The sequence below is a fragment of the Campylobacter sp. CH246 genome (genome assembly GCF_004378835.1).
Lineage (GTDB): Bacteria > Campylobacterota > Campylobacteria > Campylobacterales > Campylobacteraceae > Campylobacter_D > Campylobacter_D jejuni.
This window is the reverse complement of the sequence record NZ_RYYA01000001.1, coordinates 77,455-94,886: the sequence shown is the minus strand read 5'-3', so window position 1 is coordinate 94,886 and position 17,432 is coordinate 77,455. Positions and strand designations below refer to the sequence as shown.

At 30.5% G+C, this 17,432-nt stretch carries 19 protein-coding genes, 5 tRNA genes and 1 pseudogene; 9 read left to right on the top strand and 16 right to left on the bottom strand.

Annotation, left to right across the window (positions count from 1 at the left end; genetic code table 11):
• Positions 1–279: 279 nt before the first annotated feature.
• From map to ELQ06_RS00505, 6 genes are all read right to left on the bottom strand, one after another.
• Positions 280–1,038 (bottom strand): type I methionyl aminopeptidase, encoded by a 759-nt coding sequence (gene map, locus ELQ06_RS00530; RefSeq protein ID WP_002856112.1) that lies wholly within the window; start codon positions 1,036–1,038, stop codon positions 280–282.
• Position 1,039: 1 nt separating this feature from the next.
• Positions 1,040–1,792, bottom strand: coding sequence for a glutamate racemase (gene murI / locus ELQ06_RS00525; protein WP_044261751.1), 753 nt, complete (start codon positions 1,790–1,792; stop codon positions 1,040–1,042).
• 1 nt (position 1,793) lies between these two features.
• A complete protein-coding gene (locus ELQ06_RS00520; protein ID WP_002826385.1) occupies positions 1,794–2,252 on the bottom strand; it encodes a C40 family peptidase in 459 nt (152 codons plus the stop codon).
• Positions 2,253–2,260: 8 nt separating this feature from the next.
• Positions 2,261–3,430, bottom strand: a complete 1,170-nt coding sequence (gene nhaA, locus ELQ06_RS00515) for a Na+/H+ antiporter NhaA (protein WP_052797899.1) — start codon at positions 3,428–3,430, stop codon at positions 2,261–2,263.
• Complete coding sequence (nhaA, locus tag ELQ06_RS00510) at positions 3,427–4,575, bottom strand: Na+/H+ antiporter NhaA (RefSeq protein WP_032580608.1); 1,149 nt, start codon at positions 4,573–4,575, stop codon at positions 3,427–3,429. The genes nhaA (ELQ06_RS00515) and nhaA (ELQ06_RS00510) overlap by 4 nt, the downstream gene beginning before the upstream one ends.
• A 142-nt stretch (positions 4,576–4,717) precedes the next feature.
• Positions 4,718–4,900, bottom strand: a complete 183-nt coding sequence (locus tag ELQ06_RS00505; RefSeq protein ID WP_002858984.1) for a YjfB family protein — start codon at positions 4,898–4,900, stop codon at positions 4,718–4,720.
• A gap of 323 nt (positions 4,901–5,223) precedes the next feature.
• Here ELQ06_RS00505 and ELQ06_RS08815 point away from each other — a divergent pair.
• The 9 genes and pseudogenes from ELQ06_RS08815 (at position 5,224) to traF (ending at position 13,877) form a co-directional block, all read left to right on the top strand.
• Positions 5,224–5,426, top strand: a pseudogene (locus ELQ06_RS08815) (hypothetical protein).
• A gap of 352 nt (positions 5,427–5,778) precedes the next feature.
• Positions 5,779–7,869, top strand: a complete 2,091-nt coding sequence (locus ELQ06_RS00495) for an FTR1 family protein (RefSeq protein WP_052794010.1) — start codon at positions 5,779–5,781, stop codon at positions 7,867–7,869.
• Complete coding sequence (locus tag ELQ06_RS00490) at positions 7,866–8,405, top strand: iron transporter (protein ID WP_002778842.1); 540 nt, start codon at positions 7,866–7,868, stop codon at positions 8,403–8,405. Before ELQ06_RS00495 ends, ELQ06_RS00490 begins: the two co-directional genes overlap by 4 nt.
• An 82-nt stretch (positions 8,406–8,487) precedes the next feature.
• On the top strand, positions 8,488–9,891 hold the full coding sequence (locus ELQ06_RS00485) for a Fe-S-containing protein (protein ID WP_052797898.1): 1,404 nt from the start codon (positions 8,488–8,490) through the stop codon (positions 9,889–9,891).
• On the top strand, positions 9,881–11,170 hold the full coding sequence (locus ELQ06_RS00480) for an ABC transporter permease (RefSeq protein ID WP_002874563.1): 1,290 nt from the start codon (positions 9,881–9,883) through the stop codon (positions 11,168–11,170). The genes ELQ06_RS00485 and ELQ06_RS00480 overlap by 11 nt, the downstream gene beginning before the upstream one ends.
• Entirely contained in the window at positions 11,160–12,278 is a 1,119-nt protein-coding gene (locus tag ELQ06_RS00475) for an FtsX-like permease family protein (RefSeq protein WP_052797897.1), read from the top strand. The genes ELQ06_RS00480 and ELQ06_RS00475 overlap by 11 nt, the downstream gene beginning before the upstream one ends.
• Positions 12,275–12,928, top strand: coding sequence for an ABC transporter ATP-binding protein (locus ELQ06_RS00470; RefSeq protein WP_002858988.1), 654 nt, complete (start codon positions 12,275–12,277; stop codon positions 12,926–12,928). The genes ELQ06_RS00475 and ELQ06_RS00470 overlap by 4 nt, the downstream gene beginning before the upstream one ends.
• Positions 12,925–13,413 carry a TlpA disulfide reductase family protein gene (locus tag ELQ06_RS00465; protein WP_002851267.1) on the top strand — a complete coding sequence of 163 codons (489 nt, stop codon included), beginning with the start codon at positions 12,925–12,927 and terminating at the stop codon, positions 13,411–13,413. The genes ELQ06_RS00470 and ELQ06_RS00465 overlap by 4 nt, the downstream gene beginning before the upstream one ends.
• Positions 13,374–13,877 (top strand): conjugal transfer protein TraF, encoded by a 504-nt coding sequence (gene traF, locus ELQ06_RS00460; RefSeq protein ID WP_002851157.1) that lies wholly within the window; start codon positions 13,374–13,376, stop codon positions 13,875–13,877. The genes ELQ06_RS00465 and traF overlap by 40 nt, the downstream gene beginning before the upstream one ends.
• 9 nt (positions 13,878–13,886) lie before the next feature.
• On the opposite strand, the gene ELQ06_RS00455 is transcribed toward traF, so the two are convergent.
• The 10 genes from ELQ06_RS00455 to ELQ06_RS00410 all read right to left on the bottom strand — a co-directional run bounded on the left by ELQ06_RS00455 (position 13,887) and on the right by ELQ06_RS00410 (position 17,408).
• Positions 13,887–14,324 carry a DUF411 domain-containing protein gene (locus ELQ06_RS00455; RefSeq protein ID WP_044261756.1) on the bottom strand — a complete coding sequence of 146 codons (438 nt, stop codon included), beginning with the start codon at positions 14,322–14,324 and terminating at the stop codon, positions 13,887–13,889.
• A 283-nt stretch (positions 14,325–14,607) separates the two neighbouring features.
• Positions 14,608–15,048: a hypothetical protein gene (locus ELQ06_RS00450; RefSeq protein WP_134237454.1), complete on the bottom strand. Its 441-nt coding sequence runs from the start codon at positions 15,046–15,048 to the stop codon at positions 14,608–14,610.
• Between the two features lie 175 nt (positions 15,049–15,223).
• Positions 15,224–15,308, bottom strand: a tRNA-Leu gene (locus tag ELQ06_RS00445).
• Positions 15,309–15,312: 4 nt separating this feature from the next.
• A tRNA-Arg gene (locus ELQ06_RS00440) sits at positions 15,313–15,389 on the bottom strand.
• A gap of 14 nt (positions 15,390–15,403) precedes the next feature.
• A tRNA-Arg gene (locus tag ELQ06_RS00435) sits at positions 15,404–15,480 on the bottom strand.
• Positions 15,481–15,483: 3 nt separating this feature from the next.
• Positions 15,484–15,560, bottom strand: a tRNA-His gene (locus ELQ06_RS00430).
• Between the two features lie 24 nt (positions 15,561–15,584).
• Positions 15,585–15,662, bottom strand: a tRNA-Pro gene (locus tag ELQ06_RS00425).
• Between the two features lie 42 nt (positions 15,663–15,704).
• Positions 15,705–16,553: a DNA ligase gene (locus ELQ06_RS00420; protein WP_052782082.1), complete on the bottom strand. Its 849-nt coding sequence runs from the start codon at positions 16,551–16,553 to the stop codon at positions 15,705–15,707.
• Positions 16,553–17,215, bottom strand: a complete 663-nt coding sequence (gene cgpA, locus ELQ06_RS00415; protein ID WP_002851387.1) for a glycoprotein CgpA — start codon at positions 17,213–17,215, stop codon at positions 16,553–16,555. The genes ELQ06_RS00420 and cgpA overlap by 1 nt, the downstream gene beginning before the upstream one ends.
• A complete protein-coding gene (locus ELQ06_RS00410; protein ID WP_002839177.1) occupies positions 17,205–17,408 on the bottom strand; it encodes a hypothetical protein in 204 nt (67 codons plus the stop codon). The genes cgpA and ELQ06_RS00410 overlap by 11 nt, the downstream gene beginning before the upstream one ends.
• Positions 17,409–17,432: the final 24 nt, after the last annotated feature.

Sequence of the window (17,432 nt, the reverse complement as noted above, 5' to 3'; positions counted from 1 at the left end):
AAAAAGGGGGAGGGAAATAGCCTAACCCAAACGAGATCTTAAAAGATCTCTTTAAACTAAAATAAATATTTAGATAATTTAATAATTTTTATTAAATTATCTAAACCATATTTATGTTTTAGTTTAATAAGATGTAACATTTTATTCTAATAACACTTAAACTGCTATAAAAATATCATTTAGTAACTTAAATTATTAAAGAATATTACTACAATATTATTTAAAAAATTTTAAATTTTTAGGATTTTAAGAAAAAAATATTATTTTTATAATTTAATATTATATCATAGAAAGAATTTCAGCACGCCCATTAATCACAGCAACACAATGTTCATAATGAGCCGCATTAAGCCCATCAATACTTCCAGCATCCCATTTTCCATTATAATGCTTTGGTGTTCCATCTTTTTGGCATATCATAGGCTCTATGCAAAACACCATTCCATTTTTAATTTTAGGGCCACTTTTTGCACTCGCACCTTTTTCTAAATAGTTTAAAATTTCAGGCTCTCCATGGGGCTTTCGTCCTATACCATGCCCGCAATATCCACGAAGCGGGACAAAACCTCTTGCATGGATAAATTCGCCTAAAGCAGCTGAAAGTTCCTTAAAACGCATTCCATCATGAATAATATCTATAGCATGGTATAACGCATCTTTAGCACAAGAGATTAAAGCTTTATCAGTGGGTGAAACTTCTCCTATAGCAATAGTTCTTGCTGCATCCCCATAATACCCATCAATCAAACTTCCCACATCAAGACCTAAAATATCACCCTCTTTGATAATTTTATCATCTGGAATTCCATGGATGCAAACTTGATTTAAAGATGTACAAATGGCACCTGGAAAACCATAAAGTCCCTTAAATGATGGCTTGGCGCCAAGGCTTAAAATATAATCTTCTGCCATTTTATCAATTTGTTTTAAGCTCATTCCTATTTTAATTTCATTCTCTAAAAAATTTAAAGTTTTTGCTACAATTTGATTTGCTATTCTTAATTTTTCTATTTCATCTGGTTTTTTCAATTCTATCATTTTATTTCCTTAATAAATTTAGCCAAATTTTAGCAGTATTTTTTAAAGATTCAACATCGCTTGAAGCATAAAAATGTAATTTTGCTTTATGATTTTTCAAATCTATATTTTCTCTTTCTTTAAGAAATTCAACTATAGCATCTCCTGAATGAATTAATTTTGTTTTATCACCAAAATACTTACTTAAAGAACGTCCTAGTAAAGGGAAATGAGTGCAAGCGAGTATCAAAGCATCTGGAGTTGTGATATTTTTAAAATAATATTCCATAGCACTTTGCAAAAAATCTCCTTCAAAAATACCTTCTTCAACCATAGGCACAAAAAGCCCTGTAGCTAAAGCATTTATATTTGTATATCCTTGAGATAATAAACGCTTTTGGTATTCTTCTGATTTAATGGTTGCTTTTGTCGCAATGACTAAAATTTCTTTATTTTTATCATGCAAAGCTTTTATCGTTGCTTCAACCCCTGCATCAATTACGCCATATACTGGAAAATGTGCTTTTGCTCTTAAAGCATCTAAAGCATAAGCACTAGCAGTATTACATGCAATGATAAGCATATCAATTTGAAATTGTTCAAAAAATTCCAATGCTTCAAGACAGAACTTTATAATAGTATCTTTATCTTTCACCCCATAAGGAACTCTTGCGGTATCTCCATAATAGATAATTTCATCAAAAAGTCTAGCTTCATAAAGAGATTTTAAAACACTAAGCCCTCCTACTCCGCTATCAAATACACCTATTTTCACTTTAATACCTTCTTGCTCCTATATAACGAGCCTTCCAATAAGAACTATTTAGCTCGACTTCTTTTACTCCACCTTTAGTAGATAAATGTATAAATTTTCCCTTGCTCATATAAATACCAACATGCATACCATTTGGCCCTCTACCTGTCTTAAAAAACACCAAATCTCCTGTTTGCAATTTTGATTTAGAAACTTTTCTTCCAGAACCTAATTGAGTTTTTGTAGTGCGAGGTATACGTATATTAAGCTGAGCTAATGCACTCTGTGTAAATCCTGAACAATCAGCACCTTTTTTACTAGTTCCACCTAAAACATAAGGGGTTTTTTTCCATTCATTTGCAATAACCTTGAGCCTTGCTTCTTTATTTGTGTTGTAACTAGGACGATAGTTTAGATTCTGATAAAAACTACATCCACTTATAAAAAATATAATCGTAATAATAAAAAAAATATGCCTCATCAATCCCCTTAAGATCGAGTAGTAAAGAATTTAAGATAAATAAAACCCCAAATCCCAGAACAAAATGAGGCTATAAGAATAGCTAAGTTATCTGCATAATTAAAAATATCACTAACTTCATACGCCAATCCATCAATAAACAAACTCATTGTAAAACCAATTCCTGTAAGTATGCAAACCCCATAAAGTTGTTTCAAATTTGAACCTTGGGGCAAAGCTGCAAATTTAAAGCGGATTGCCAAATAAGAAAATAAAAATACACCCACTTGTTTACCCACAAAAAGCCCTAAGAAAATACCTATACTTACACCTGAAAAAATTGCTCCTATATCAATATTGGATAAATTTACTCCAGCGTTAGCAAAAGCAAATAAAGGTAAAATAATAAAAGCAATCCAAAATTTTAAGCTTTCATAAATTTCTTCTAAAAATGCTTCCCCATTTTTAGTTTGCATCGGTATAAAAAATGCTGTTACAATTCCAGCTAAAGTTGCATGTACTCCACTTTTTAAAACACTAATCCAAAGAATAACTGAGCAAATAAAATAAAAAGACTTTCTTGTTATCCCTAAAAGATTTAAAATAAGCATTACCAAAATAGCAAGTCCTGCAATTACAAAAGCAGCTATTGATAATTTTGTCGTATAAAAAATAGCTATAATTAAAATAGCACCCACATCATCAAAAATAGCCAAAGAAAGTAAGAAAATTTTTAAACTTGATGGAATGTGCTTGCCACACATCATTAAAATCGCTAAAGCAAACGCTGTATCTGTAGCTGTAGGTATTGCCCAACCTTTTAAAGTATAAGCATCTCCTATATTCACCAAAGCAAACAACATTGCTGGTATAAGTATACCCCCTAACGCAGCCATAAAAGGCAAAACAATATTTTTAGGATTTTTAAAATCTCCGTGCAAAAATTCCTTCTTAAGCTCAAGCCCTATAGCAAAGAAAAATATAGATATAAGCCCATCATTTATCCAAAGTAAAAAAGGCTTGTTAAGCTCAAATTCACCTACACTAAATCCGACTTTTAAATTTAGAAATTCTCGATAATGTTCGCTAAAAGACCCGTTTTGCACAAGCAAAGCAAGCAAAGTGCAAACTATAAGTAAAACGCCGCCAAAAGCCTCATTTAAAACTAAAGTTTTTAATTTATGTGCTATATTATTCATTTAATAATCTTAAGATAAATAAAACCAACAATGGCACTTAAAAAACTAGCTACTAAAATAGCAAGTTTATCCGCATATTCAAAAATATCACTATTTTTATAAGCCAAACCATCAATAAACAAGCTCATCGTAAAACCGATGCCTGTTAAAATACATATACCATAAAATTTTCCATATTTAATATTTTCAGGTAATTTTGCAAGTTTAAGTTTGATAGCAATAAAACAAAAAGTGAAAACACCTAATTGTTTTCCTAAAAATAGTCCTAAAATAATCCCAAGACTTACAGGAGAAAATACTGAACCAAGATGCATATCTCTAATATCAATTCCAGCATTGGCAAAAGCAAATAAAGGTAAAATAAAATAAACTACCCAAGGATTTAAATCCTTAAGAACTTCATGTAAATAAGGTTTTTTATTTTTTGTATCAAGAGGTATAAATAAAGAAATGATCACACCAGCCAAAGTTGCATGCACTCCACTTTTAAGCATAGCTATCCACAACACAACACCTACCAACACGTACAAAGAAAGATGGGTGATGTGATAATAATTTAACAAAAGCAGAGCAAATATACAAAACAAACAAATAATAATCGCTAAAGCTGAAAGCTGATCTGTATAAAACAAAGCAATAATAACAATAGCACCCAAATCATCAAAAATAGCTAAAGAGAGTAAAAAAAGTTTTAAACTTGTAGGAATTTTATTTCCCAAAAGCATTAAAATACCCACTGCAAAAGCTATATCAGTTGCTGTAGGTATTGCCCAACCTTTCATAGCAAAATCATGAGAATAATTAATAGCAATAAAAATTAAAGCCGGAGTAATCATACCCCCTAAAGCTCCAAATATAGGTAAAGATACAGCTCTTATATTTTTAAGTTGCCCACGTAAAATTTCATATTTTAACTCAAGCCCTATACATAGAAAAAATATAGCTATCAAACCATCATTTATCCATAAATCCAACGACTTTGAAATTTGAAAATGATCAAATCCTACTGTAAAATTAGCATGAAAAAAATCTGTATAAATAACACTTAAAGAAGAATTTTTACATAATAAAGCTAAAAATGTAAAAAATATAAGCAAAATACCAGGGAAAGTTTCACTTAAAACCATCTTCTTTATCATTTGCATCATTGCTCCTAAGTAAATATTTGTAAAAATTTAATACGATAAATAAAATGGCAAAATTATAACGAAAAAATACTAAAGAAATAATTATTTAAAAAAACAAGCCCAAGATACCAAGAAGCTCTTAAGCTTGTTCTTAAGATATTTAAGCGTAAATATCCAAACCACTAGAGCTAGAAGCTTGTGGAGCGGAGGCTTGAGAGACACCTTCCATACCTTCGATGAGTTCATTCATCAATGCCTCGTTTGTGTCCATAGATTTTTTCAAAACTGAAGTATTAACAGCAGTCATTAAATTAGCATTACCCATAGAAACATCTGAAACCATATCATCCTCCTTTTAGATTGAGTCTTAAGACTTTATTTAAATCGGATGATATTTTTAAAACTTAATATTTTTTACTAAACTTTTTAAAATTTTTCAAGGAAGCCAATATCTGAAATTAAAAATCATAAATTTTTTAAGATAACATTCTATTTTAAAAATTTTTACACTATAAAACAATAAGCAAAATATAAATGGTTGATACTTTTAGAAGCGAATGAAATAGATAAAATTTTACTTCAATAAATTTAAGTTTTATCTTATTTTATACAATTTTTAATATAATCTAAAATTATAATTTTAAATGAGAAATCAGGAGCTTGCTAATGTTACTTAACACGCCTTGCAGGGGGATAGTAGATACAAATTTTGAAAGCAAAAGAATTAGCATAACTTCAACTTTAAAATTTCAAGAAAAAAAGAAAAAGTAGAAGCTAAGGCTGAGAAAGAAGAAGCAAATAAAGACAATAGCGATTCTACAAACACAAATACCAATAAAAAAGATAAACTTTTGGATATATCTGCTTAGTCTAAAATATACTATAGCTATATCTCCTTAAAGAATACGCAATAAATGATTTTTTGATTTTTATTAAGCTTTTAAAACATCGAAAAAAAGGAAAAATTAAAAAACACAAACACAATATCCCAAAGTCCATAGCTTAGAAGAAGACCTTGCGATACTTAAAAACAACCCATATTAAATCACAAAAATAAAATATATTTAAATATTTATTAAAATACATTTTATAATTTAATAAAAAAATATTATCAACATAAAAGCTTATTTTTTAGTTCTATTTAAGATTTTTAGTATTATACTAGCCATTATTTATTTTGATAATAAATATTATTTTTATCAAAAATCAAGGGTAATGATAATGAAAATTTTTAAAATTATATTTTTAATTATAAGTATTTTTTTATCAAGCTCAGCTTTTGCTAGGGTAGATGATTATATTAATGAAGCAAATCTTATCAAAGATATGCTAAAACAAAGCATAGAAACTTATAAAAAGGGCGATAATCTAGGCGCCAAAAAGCTTAGCGAAGATGCGTATTTTCAACATTTTGAAAATATGGAAGGCCCAATAGGAAGAAACATAGGAAGAAAAGCTATCACTATGGAACGTAAATTTGTAAATTTGCGTCGCATGTATAAAGATGAAGCTCCTTTGACACAAATTAATGCTTTAATTGATAGTCTTTATTATGATCTTGATGAAGTAGCTCCAATTTTACAAAATGGATATCGTTTAAAAGCAGAAGCAAGCGATATAAACTATGATAAGGCTAAAGCTGAAAAATCAAGCCTAGAAGCCAATGCCAAACGCGAAGCTGATGCAGAAGCTTTAATCGCACAAATGATGGGTGTGGATAAAAAAGATTTAGCACAAAGCTCTTTAACCACCCAAGCTCCTATACCTATAAATAATGATACAAGCAAACTTACAGATAATAATGCAAGCGCTGATTTACAAGCTGCCGCTGCAATGGACGCAAGATTGCAATTTATACTAGATAATATCTCTACCAAATTTTCACAGGCAGCTAATGCTTTTAAAGAAAAAAACTACCAAACTAGTAAAGATTTTTTAAATGATGCCTTATTTAGTGATTATCGCAATACCAAAGTAGAAATTTTAGTAAATAAATTTACCAAAGCAGGAAACGATCAAAAAATTCAACAAGCCATACGCACCCTTATACGCCAAATCAACGATGCAAAAATAGATGAAAAAGGCTTAAGAGATGGCTTAGATAACATAGAAGAACAAATTTTTGATGTTTTCTTACAAATTCCAAATTCAGAACTTTCAAGTTTGCAAATTTCAGGCTTTAATGATGAAACAAAAGGCAAAGATTATGCCAAAGTTTCTAATGATATCAAACTTGCTTTAGATGAAATTTTAAAAAATTATGATGGCTTTAGCACTTCTATGGTAGATGATTTACAAGGAATTTATCTAGATATTTTTGAAGCAAGCGGTATGGAAAATAAAATCGGTGCTGTAGATAGTGGCTTAAAACTTAAAATAGAAAGTTTATTTTCCAAAGGCGTGGCACTGATTAAAGCAAGTGCAGATAAAAAAGAGCTTGAAGCTACTTTTAATGACTTAGAACAACTCATAGCCAGCAGCGTGGATAAAATTCAAGATTCTACTCCTTATTCGCTGTTTATATGGGCTTTAGGTATTATTTTGCGTGAAGGCTTGGAAGCTTTGATTATCATTGTAGCCATTGTTTCTTATCTTGTGCAAAGTGGCAACAAAAATCGTCTAAATATCGCCTATAGTGCTCTTTTCACAGGAGTGATTTTAAGTTTCATTACCGCTTTTGGAGTTTCTTGGCTATTTAAAGAAAATGCAGGTCAAAGTAGAGAGCTTATAGAAGGTATTACCATGCTTATAGCCGTATTACTACTCTTTTATGTGGGCTTTTGGCTACTTTCAAACGCACAAAATAAAAAATGGACAAGCTTTATCAAACAAGGTGCTATAGATGCTATATCAAATAATAGCGCAAAAACCCTTTGGATCACCGTATTTTTAGCTGTTTATAGAGAAGGTGCAGAAACTGTGCTTTTTTATCAAGCCTTGCTTTTTGATGCTAAAACAAGCACTGATTTTGGTGCTGTTTTTTGCGGACTTGGACTTGGAATTTTAATACTTATTGTTTTATATTTTCTTTTAAAAGCAGGAGCCATTCGCATACCTGTAAAACAATTTTTCTATATCACTTCTTACATTATTTTTTACATGGTTTTTGTTTTTACAGGCAAAGGCATAGCCGAACTCATAGAAGGAAAAGTCATCATTCCTAGTCTTATACCTATGAATTTTGAACCGATTTTATGGCTTGGAATTTATCCTTACTATGAAACTTTAATCCCTCAATTTATAGTTTTAATTATGCTAATTATTGGCATTTTAATAACAAAACAAATTTCAAAAAAAGGAGTAAAATCATGATAAAAAAAGTTTTATCAGTAGTTGCTGCAGCTGCGGTTATTAGTACAAATTTATTTGCAGGTGAAGTGCCAATCGGCGATCCAAAAGAACTTAATGGCATGGAAATAGCCGCTGTTTATTTACAACCTATTGAAATGGAACCAAGAGGTATTGATTTAGCTGCATCTTTAGCAGATATTCACCTAGAAGCTGACATTCACGCACTTAAAAACAATCCAAATGGTTTTCCAGAAGGTTTTTGGATGCCTTATTTAACCATAGCTTATGAACTTAAAAATACCGACACAGGTGCAATTAAACGTGGAACTTTAATGCCTATGGTGGCTGATGATGGTCCTCACTATGGTGCAAATATCGCTATGGAAAAAGATAAAAAAGGTGGCTTTGGCGTAGGAAATTATGAACTTACTTTTTATATCTCAAATCCAGAAAAACAAGGTTTTGGACGCCATGTTGATGAAGAAACAGGCGTAGGTAAGTGGTTTGAACCTTTTAAAGTAGATTATAAATTCAAATACACAGGCACGCCAAAATAATTTTACGCTCGGATTTTCCGAGTGTTTAAATATTTTTATTTTTATTTGAAAAATTAAAATAACAATGTTTAAAGAGTAAATTATGAGTATATATTTTGTGCATTTTCTTATCAGTGTTTTACCGCTAAGTATTTTAATGGCCTTTATCACTCCTGATAAAAAATATATTTTTAAAAGTTTTTTAGTAGTTTTTTTGGGCTTTTTATTTGGATATTTTGCTTTTTTTATCGCAGCACAATTTTTAAAAACCGAAAATTTAATCTTTAATTTTGATTTTGTTTTTATAGGTTTATTGCTAGCAAGCTTTATATTTTATTTTTGGAAAAAAATTGAAATTTTAAATTTTATTTTATTGGGAATTTTAAGTTTTTGCACCGCTTTGCATTATTATTTTTTAAGTCAAGATTTCCCTATTTTTACTAGCTCTTTAATCGATAGCGAAGGTATAAGTTCTTTAGGTTTTATTGCTTTAGCCTTGCTTGTTTGTATTTTGATTTTCTTCTTTTTAAAATGGCAAAAAAATTTTAATCAAAAAACAAGCTTTATGCTGTTTTTACTGCTTATCCTTATAGAAAGCGATAAAGCTCTAGCCAATATCTTGCTTACTTTAATGCGAAATTCCATCATAGAAACTCATACTTTTTTGGTGAGTTTTGTAGGAAAAAGTAATTATTTTGGTGTTTTTGGAATTTATGTTTATTTAATTTTAATCACTTTTTTAGCATTCTTAAGCTTAAAAATTCGCAAAAAAAATATAAGCAAAAAACAAATTTTAGATATAAATTATCGCAAAAACGAAGCTAAAACAAGTCTTATTAATCGCTATTTTTCCAGTGTTTTTATCTCTTGTGTTATAAGTTTTTGCATTATTTTATACTTTTTTATGGTAAGCTCTAAGCCTTTAACCATAGATGAACCTAAAGAAATTTTACCCGATAAGAATGGCAAATTTATCTTTGATATAGCTCTTTTAAGGGACAACAAACTCCACCGCTTTGCTTATATTAGTGCAGAAGGCAAAGTGATAAGGTTTTTTCTTATCAACAAAAGAGAAGATAGGGATTCTCCTGTAGCTGTTTTTGATGCTTGTATGATTTGTGGAGATATGGGCTATATCAAAAAAGATGGACAACTCATTTGCATTTCTTGCAATGTGCGTATTTTCTTACCTAGTGTAGGTAAAAGCGGGGGTTGTAATCCTATCCCACTCAAATACGAATACGATGGTAAAAAAATCACCATAGATGTTAAAGATGTAATAGCAGGATCTAATTATTTTAGCCAAATCAAAGAAATCGAAGTGCAAGATCCTGTATCAAAAACAAAGGTTATAAACACCCAAGCTCCTTTTTCTTATAGCTATAAAGGGATTACTTATTATTTTTCAAATCAAAACAACTATGAAGAATTTAAAAAAGATCCTACAAAATATGTAGAAGAAAACGAAGCCCAATTTTTAATCCAAAGGAGAAACGATGTTGGCTAAAATGATTTTTAACTCTATATTTAAAAACAAAATTCAAAAATTTTTAGCCTTTCTTACTTGTTTTTTAGCCACGCTTTTACTCTCTACTATGCTAAATATTACCCTAAGTATAGGCGATGAAGTAACCAAACAACTCAAAAGCTATGGCTCTAATATCCTTGTTTTACCCAAAGGCTCAAGCCTTAGTATAGAAATAGGTAATGAACTTTATGAACCCTTAAAAAACAAAAACTACCTAGAAGAAAAAAATTTATATATGATTAAAGACATTTATTGGCGTAACAACATCACCGCACTTGCTCCTTTTTTGGAAGGTAAAATCACAATTGAAAACTCCCAACAAAAAGCACTTATTTATGGTACTTATTTTCAAAAAGCCATAAAAATTAAAGATGATGATGATTTTATCACAGGTATAAAAAGTCTTTATCCTTATTTAGCAGTGCAAGGAGAATGGGCAAAAGATGATAGCAATGAAATCATGCTAGGCGAAGACTTTGCTAAAAACAATAAATTAAAATTAGGAGATACTATCAAACTCATAGGAGAAAACAATCAAAGCAAAGAAGCAAAAATCGTAGGCATTTTACTTCATGCCAATCCTAAAATGTCAAATAAAATCATCGCTCCTTTAAATTTAGCTCAAGATTTACTCAACAAACAAGGGCTTTACTCAAGTGCAGAAGTAAGAGCTTTTACCATACCTGAATCAGCCCTTTCTGAAAAAGTACGTCGCATGGGAGAAGAAAAATTAGATCAGTTAGAATATGATAAATGGTATTGCTCAGCTTATGTAGGCTCAATCGCTAGTCAAATTAGCGATGGCTTACCAGGTGCTGATGCAAAAGCTCTAAATGCTATAAGCGATGCTCAAAGCTTGGTGGTTAAAAAGATCCAATCCTTAATGGGCATTACTTGCATTATTTGTCTTATTGTTGCAAGTATTGCAATTTCAAGTCTAATGAGTTCTGAAATTCATCGCAGAAAGAAAGAAATAGGACTTTTAAAAGTACTTGGTGCTAATACTTTTCAAATTTATCTCATCTTTGCTAGTGAAAATTTAATCGTAGCTTTATTTGCTGCTTTATTTGGCTTTATTTTTGGCACAGCACTTTCTCAAATCATCAGTCTTAGTATTTTTGGATATTTTATTGATATAGCCTTTATAGCTTTACCTTTAAGCTTTATTTTTGCAGGACTTATTGCCTTACTTGGTTGCTTGCTTCCTATAAAAAATATCACACAACTTTCAGCCGCAGGAGTGCTTTATGGTAGATAAGTTTTTCCTTAATGAGCTTTTTAAAAGCATTAGCTTTTCTTATCAAAGACTTTTTATAATAGTTTTAAGTGTTTTTATAGGAGCACTTACTTGCTCAGCTTTTTTAAATATTTATTTTGATATTGACACCAAACTTTCTAAAGAATTAAAAGCTTATGGAGCAAATGTAATGATAAGTCCTAAGCAAGATGAAAATTTTATCTCCAATGCTGAGTATGAAAAAATAAAAGAAAATTTAAAGGCTAGAGCTTTAACTCCTTTTTTGTATGATTTTTTAAATTTAGGCAGTACAAGCGGGGTGGTTTTAGGCACTGATTTTAGGGCTTTAAAAATCACCAAACCTTTTTTAGAAGTTAAAGAAGGAAGCTTTTCTCTAAATGATTTTGATGAAAATTCAGCCTTTTTAGGAGTTAATTTAGCCAAGCAACTAGGCCTAAAAACAGGTAATGAACTTCAAATTTATAATCCAAACAACGGAAAAAGCATAAAACTTACCATAAAAGGCATACTTTCAAGCAATGATGAATTTGATAGCATTGTTTTAGCCCCTTTAAGCGTGGTGCAAAATTTAAGCGATAGAGCCGGTATTAACTATGCTAATGCTGTAGTTTATGGAAATTTTGATGAAGTTAAAGCCAAAACACAAGCAATCAGCAATGAATTCATCGATGCAAAACCTATATCTTCAGTATCCTTAAGTGAAGGTTTAGTGCTTGGAAAAATCAAAGCTTTAATGTTTTTAATCATACTTGTAGTATTGATCATAGTTACTACTAGCGTTAATACAACTTTAAGTTCTATTATATTTTCTCGTAAAAAAGAAATCGCACTGCGTTTAGCCTTGGGTGCGAAAAAAAGTGAAATTTTTAAACTTTTTGCTAGTGAATGCTTTATAGTAAGTTTTTTTGCTAGTTTAATCGGAGCTTTTTGTGGGATATTTTTAGCCAATATCTTTGGTTATTTGATTTTTAATTCTAGTATTGATTTTAGATTTATAGCTGTTTTTATAGCCTTAATCATTTCTTTGATTTTTGCCTTTTTGGCTGCATTTTTTCCTATAAAAAGAGCATTAAAAATCAATGTGTGTGAAAATTTGAAAGGTGAATGATGAAAAAAGAACTTATTAAAATAAACAATTTAAATAAAGAATTTGGCAAAGTTAAAGCCTTAAACAATATCAACTTAAGTGTCTATGAAGGAGAATGGCTTGCCATCATGGGTCCATCAGGAAGTGGAAAATCAACGCTTTTAAACATACTATCACTCATGGATACTCCAAGCTCTGGAGAGTATATCTTGGATAATGAAAACCTAGAGCAAATGGATGAAGAGCAAAAAATCACCTTGCGTCGTGAAAAAATAGGGCTTGTCTTTCAACAATTTCATCTTATCCCCTATCTTAACGCCTTAGAAAATGTTATGCTCTCTCAGCATTATCACTCAAGTGTAGATGAAGAAGATGCCAAAATGGTTCTTGAAAAAGTAGGACTTTCGCATAGACTCACTCATTTACCTAGCCAATTAAGTGGCGGAGAACAACAAAGAGTTTGTATAGCAAGAGCTTTAATCAACAACCCAGAGCTTTTACTCGCAGATGAACCCACAGGAAATTTAGATGAAGCCAATGAACAAATCGTTCTTCAAACCTTGCAAAAATTAAAAAATGAAGGTAAAACCATAGTTTTAATCACACACAATCCTGATTTAGCCAAATTCGCAGATCGAACCCTTATCTTACAACATGGGGTGTTAAAATGAAAAAAAGCCTTTTAATCTTAAGCATTTTGTTTTTGCTCAATGCTTGTTCTTTTGAAAATTCAAAAGATACTGGAAAAGTTGGAGAAAAAAGCGCTGAAATTTCAGCTAAAGATACCTTAGGAAAAGCTGTAAAACTTGCTGATGATAATACAAGTTTAAAAGTCTTAGTCTTTTTTCAAAATGGCTGCCCTTCTTGCTTAAAAGAACTCCCTTCTTTAGATGAATTCATACAAAATCACCCCAATAAAATCAGTGTTTATGCTATAAATTCCATCGATAATGCCAATGTGGTTAAGGTTTTAGCCGAACAATTTGACTTTAAAAATGTAAAAGTTTTAAAAGACGATCTTAAAATCACCAATGATCGTTACGCTGTGTTTGCAACCCCTACTACCATCATCATTAAAGATGGGATGATAAAAGATAGAATTTTAGGAGAAAAACCATGGGAATTTTTCGAATCCAAGCTTATTTCTTTGCTTTAATTATAGCTTTATTTTTTGTAGCTTGTGATAGTGGAGAAAATTTTAAAGCTTTAAATAGTGATAAAACCTATAATTTTGCCTACAATGGTTTTGAAAAAAGCCTAAAACTAAATGATAAAGCACAAAATTTTGCCTTAGTATTTTTCACAAAAGATTGTGGAGTTTGTAAAGAACAAATTCCTATTTTGCAGAATTTGGCTAAAAATTATGATTTTAATATCTTTGTGGTTTTAGGCGATGCAAATGATGCAAATGATGCAAAAGCTTGGGCTGATGAAAAAGGTTTATCTAATTTAGCAATGTTTTATGAAAAAAGAGCAGCTAAATACCTTTCAAGTGCCATTGGGGAAATATATGGAGTACCTGTGCTTAGTTTTTTCAAAGAAGGAAAAATGGATGAAAAATTCATAGGCTTAACTCCTTATAGCATACTTGAAAAAGAAATCAAAAAAGTAAAAAGCTAAAAATTTACTTTAAAGCTTTTTATCCCCTATAAAATATCCATAAAGCTCATAGCTTCCATCTTTTTTCATCAAAATTACAGGATATTTTTCACTATAACCTTGTTCCATTCCTGGACTTCCTTGCGGCATGCCAGGAGCTGAAATTCCTATAACATCTTTAGGTTTGTTTTCAAGCAACCATGCTATAGCACTTTCAGGAACATGCCCTTCAATAGCATAGCCTTCCATCACACCTGTATGGCAACTTTGATACTCATCTTTTATACCCATTTTTTCTTTGATTTTAAGAAAATCATTGGTTTTATGAACACTAACCTCATAACCCTTAGCTTTCATATAATCAGCCCAAAGATCACAACAGCCACAAGTAGGACTTTCATAAACTTGTATTTCCTTAGCCTGCGTAAGAGTGAGTAAAAAAAGAATGGTTAAAATTGTTTTTTTCATAATCGCTATCCTAAGTAAAAAATATATAATAATACTTTTATAAAGTTAATATCATCACATTTTTAACACTAAAAATGAATTTACAAAAATTTAATCAAGAAAAGATTTTAATGAGTGCTGATTTTGTCTTTGCAGCAAAGATATAAAAGATAAAACGATTTAAAAAAACTAGAAATTTTTAACTTAAAAAGCTTAAAATTTAGATATATTTTATACTTACTATGTTTTTTATAGTTAAAACCTTTATGGTGTGAAAGCTCTATTATTTTAGAGCTTTCAAGTATTATTTGAAATTATAGCGCTTTGAAGAGATACCAGAACGACAATTAACATTATTGCTTAATTTTATAGGTCTATCAAGATGATCACATTCAATATCCCATTCAGAAGCCCAATTTGTTTTTCTATCTACAACTAAGAATTCATTATAATAAACAGTCTTTCCTTTTGCTATCTTTTGTTTCATTACTTTTAAAGCCCTTTGAATAATATCATATTCATGCGGATCATCTTTTTTGATACTTTCTATAGCATAAATTTCTAAGTTATCAGTATTGAATTCATCTTTCATTTCTTCTTTAGCGTTATCTAAAGCTATTTTTGCATAGGCATCATCTCCTCCTGATACTTTAACTAAATTAGAATCATGTATAGTGATAACCCCTGCAAATGCTGACACATTTAAAGCAACTAAAACTGCCAAAGCTAAACCTAATTTTTTCATTTTAATCTCCTTGAATTGAATTTTGTATATTTGAATTATTTTTCAAATCTTTTGCAAGATAATTTTTAAATTTATCTAAATTAAATTTGCATTTTATCTAACAATCATAAGAAATTTTAAAATGAAATAAAAATTTATGAGAAATCAACTCTTGTTTGAAAATGATAAAAGTAAGTGGTGCGGATGAAAGGACTTGAACCTTCACGCATTGCTGCACCAGATCCTAAGTCTGGCGTGTCTGCCAATTTCACCACATCCGCAAAGTGGTACGCCCAAGAGGATTCGAACCTCTGACCTACGGCTTAGAAGGCCGTTGCTCTATCCAGCTGAGCTATGAACGCATATAAAATCTTGGTGGTGCGCCCGATAGGAATCGAACCCATAACCTACAGATCCGAAGTCTGTCGCTCTATCCAGTTGAGCTACGAGCGCTAGTGGGGTGAGTGATGGGAATTGAACCCACGACCCTCAGGACCACAATCTGATGCTCTAACCGACTGAGCTACACTCACCATTTTGTATAAATTTATAAAAAATGGTCGGGGTGAAAGGATTCGAACCTTCGGCCCCTTGGTCCCAAACCAAGTGCGCTAACCAGACTGCGCTACACCCCGAATAAATAAAAGGAAATATTTTATCACAAAATAATTTTAAAGTCAAGGATTTTCATCTCTTATTCTTAAAAACACCGGAAAGCGAGGTAAGAAATTTTTGGTCAATCCATTAAATTTATAAGTCACAATACTACCAATTTTTGGAGGATTTTTTCTATCTTCATCTTTTAAACCACTGCCTATTTTAATGATTTGTCCATTAGGCATTTTACAAAGTAAGGCACCTACTTGATTTTCAAATTTACCCTTGCCCTTGCGAAATCCTACTAACTCACACTCTGCATCATCATAGGGTTTTAATTTCATAGCATTTTTACTTCTGCCTTTTTCATAAGGACTTAAATTTTTGCGTATGACAATACCTTCACCTTGATTTTTTATAATGCTTTCGTAAAATTGATTTAAATTATTTTGATTTTCAACTGGAATTTGAGGAATAATTTTTATATAGGCACTAGGATATTTTTGCAAATACTCTTCTAAAACAGCCAAACGATTTTTAAGAGTGCAAGTAGAAATTTGAAATTCTTCGCAAGCATTTGGTACATCAAAAATATTATAAGTTACTTCCTTCCATAAAGTCAAATTGCTATCGCCACTACGAATTAAAGCTGAAATTTCATCAAATTTATTTCTTGCTATCCAAAGCTCACCATCAACAGCAAAAGGAGGGAAATTTTTTGTAAAAAAGTCAGGAGTTTTTATTTGGTAATTTTGGCGAGTTTTTAGATATTTCCCATCCCAAATTCCACGCACTCCATCAAGTTTTTCGCTCATCAAATAAGCATTAAAATCTTTAGAGTTAAAATCTTGCTTATCGAATTTGCTAAGAAGTAAAATTTCATTAGCAAAAACTAAACAAGCACAACATATTAAAAAAATAAATCTCATCAAAGCAGATTAATCATATATCCAGTTGCATCTTTTTGAATATTATAATTATAAGTTCCATCAAGATATATTACAAGTCGATAATATCCTTTATGAGATCCAAAGTCTATGCGTTTAAAAATAGAATTGCTAAGGCGTATGTTTTTTGTAGGGCTAATCATTTTAGATCTAAAATCTATAACGATTTTGCTTGGATTTCCTACTGAAAAATCTGTAATCATTTCATCACTAGTGTTAAGTTTTATTTTGTTTTTATAAACCGCATAAGAAATAAAATCATAAATCTTTGCAACCTGTAAAGGTATTTCAACATTGGCTGTTGAGTTTGATTCTTGTTTAGAACTATTTTTTTCAGGTATAGTAACTGAAACATCAAGTACTTTTGAAGGATCAGGGCTTTTAAATCTTGATATAGTATAAGTATCGTGCCAATCAATACTTTTATTGACATCTAAATCGATCTTATCTTCACTTCCGTCTAAATTGATATAATTAAAAGTAATGCTTTTTAAAATTCTTGCACTAGAATTAAATTTAACTTCCTCTTTTTGAAATTCAGGTGGAGCAACCAAGGTTATATTTTGATCTGTCTTGAAAGGATTTTCATCAGCATATAAAAGAGAGGTAAAAATAAAAAATATTGCTAAAATTCTAGTTTTCATTTGGGTATAATCCTTTTAATTCAAAATAATCTTTTTGTGCTTTAGCATTTTGTTCTTTGAGCAAAATAATCTTTTTATTAAGCTCTTCTTTGGTATTTTCTAAGCTCAATAAAGTATCTAAAGAATACTGCCCAAAAAACATATTGCCAAAATAAATCGCTCCAATTACAACAAGAAAAGCCCAAAAAATCATTTTTATAACATGGGTATAAAAACT

What these genes read in the sequence shown, in the direction of transcription:
- map (WP_002856112.1), bottom strand. Translation starts at nt 1,038, where the DNA reads ATGATAGAATTGAAAAAACCAGATGAAATAGAAAAATTAAGAATAGCA.
- ELQ06_RS00520 (WP_002826385.1), bottom strand. Translation starts at nt 2,252, where the DNA reads ATGAGGCATATTTTTTTTATTATTACGATTATATTTTTTATAAGTGGA.
- nhaA (WP_052797899.1), bottom strand. Translation starts at nt 3,430, where the DNA reads ATGAATAATATAGCACATAAATTAAAAACTTTAGTTTTAAATGAGGCT.
- nhaA (WP_032580608.1), bottom strand. Translation starts at nt 4,575, where the DNA reads ATGCAAATGATAAAGAAGATGGTTTTAAGTGAAACTTTCCCTGGTATT.
- ELQ06_RS00505 (WP_002858984.1), bottom strand. Translation starts at nt 4,900, where the DNA reads ATGGTTTCAGATGTTTCTATGGGTAATGCTAATTTAATGACTGCTGTT.
- ELQ06_RS00495 (WP_052794010.1), top strand. Translation starts at nt 5,779, where the DNA reads ATGAAAATTTTTAAAATTATATTTTTAATTATAAGTATTTTTTTATCA.
- ELQ06_RS00490 (WP_002778842.1), top strand. Translation starts at nt 7,866, where the DNA reads ATGATAAAAAAAGTTTTATCAGTAGTTGCTGCAGCTGCGGTTATTAGT.
- ELQ06_RS00485 (WP_052797898.1), top strand. Translation starts at nt 8,488, where the DNA reads ATGAGTATATATTTTGTGCATTTTCTTATCAGTGTTTTACCGCTAAGT.
- ELQ06_RS00480 (WP_002874563.1), top strand. Translation starts at nt 9,881, where the DNA reads ATGTTGGCTAAAATGATTTTTAACTCTATATTTAAAAACAAAATTCAA.
- ELQ06_RS00475 (WP_052797897.1), top strand. Translation starts at nt 11,160, where the DNA reads ATGGTAGATAAGTTTTTCCTTAATGAGCTTTTTAAAAGCATTAGCTTT.
- ELQ06_RS00470 (WP_002858988.1), top strand. Translation starts at nt 12,275, where the DNA reads ATGATGAAAAAAGAACTTATTAAAATAAACAATTTAAATAAAGAATTT.
- ELQ06_RS00465 (WP_002851267.1), top strand. Translation starts at nt 12,925, where the DNA reads ATGAAAAAAAGCCTTTTAATCTTAAGCATTTTGTTTTTGCTCAATGCT.
- traF (WP_002851157.1), top strand. Translation starts at nt 13,374, where the DNA reads ATGGGAATTTTTCGAATCCAAGCTTATTTCTTTGCTTTAATTATAGCT.
- ELQ06_RS00455 (WP_044261756.1), bottom strand. Translation starts at nt 14,324, where the DNA reads ATGAAAAAAACAATTTTAACCATTCTTTTTTTACTCACTCTTACGCAG.
- ELQ06_RS00450 (WP_134237454.1), bottom strand. Translation starts at nt 15,048, where the DNA reads ATGAAAAAATTAGGTTTAGCTTTGGCAGTTTTAGTTGCTTTAAATGTG.
- ELQ06_RS00420 (WP_052782082.1), bottom strand. Translation starts at nt 16,553, where the DNA reads ATGAGATTTATTTTTTTAATATGTTGTGCTTGTTTAGTTTTTGCTAAT.
- cgpA (WP_002851387.1), bottom strand. Translation starts at nt 17,215, where the DNA reads ATGAAAACTAGAATTTTAGCAATATTTTTTATTTTTACCTCTCTTTTA.
- ELQ06_RS00410 (WP_002839177.1), bottom strand. Translation starts at nt 17,408, where the DNA reads ATGATTTTTTGGGCTTTTCTTGTTGTAATTGGAGCGATTTATTTTGGC.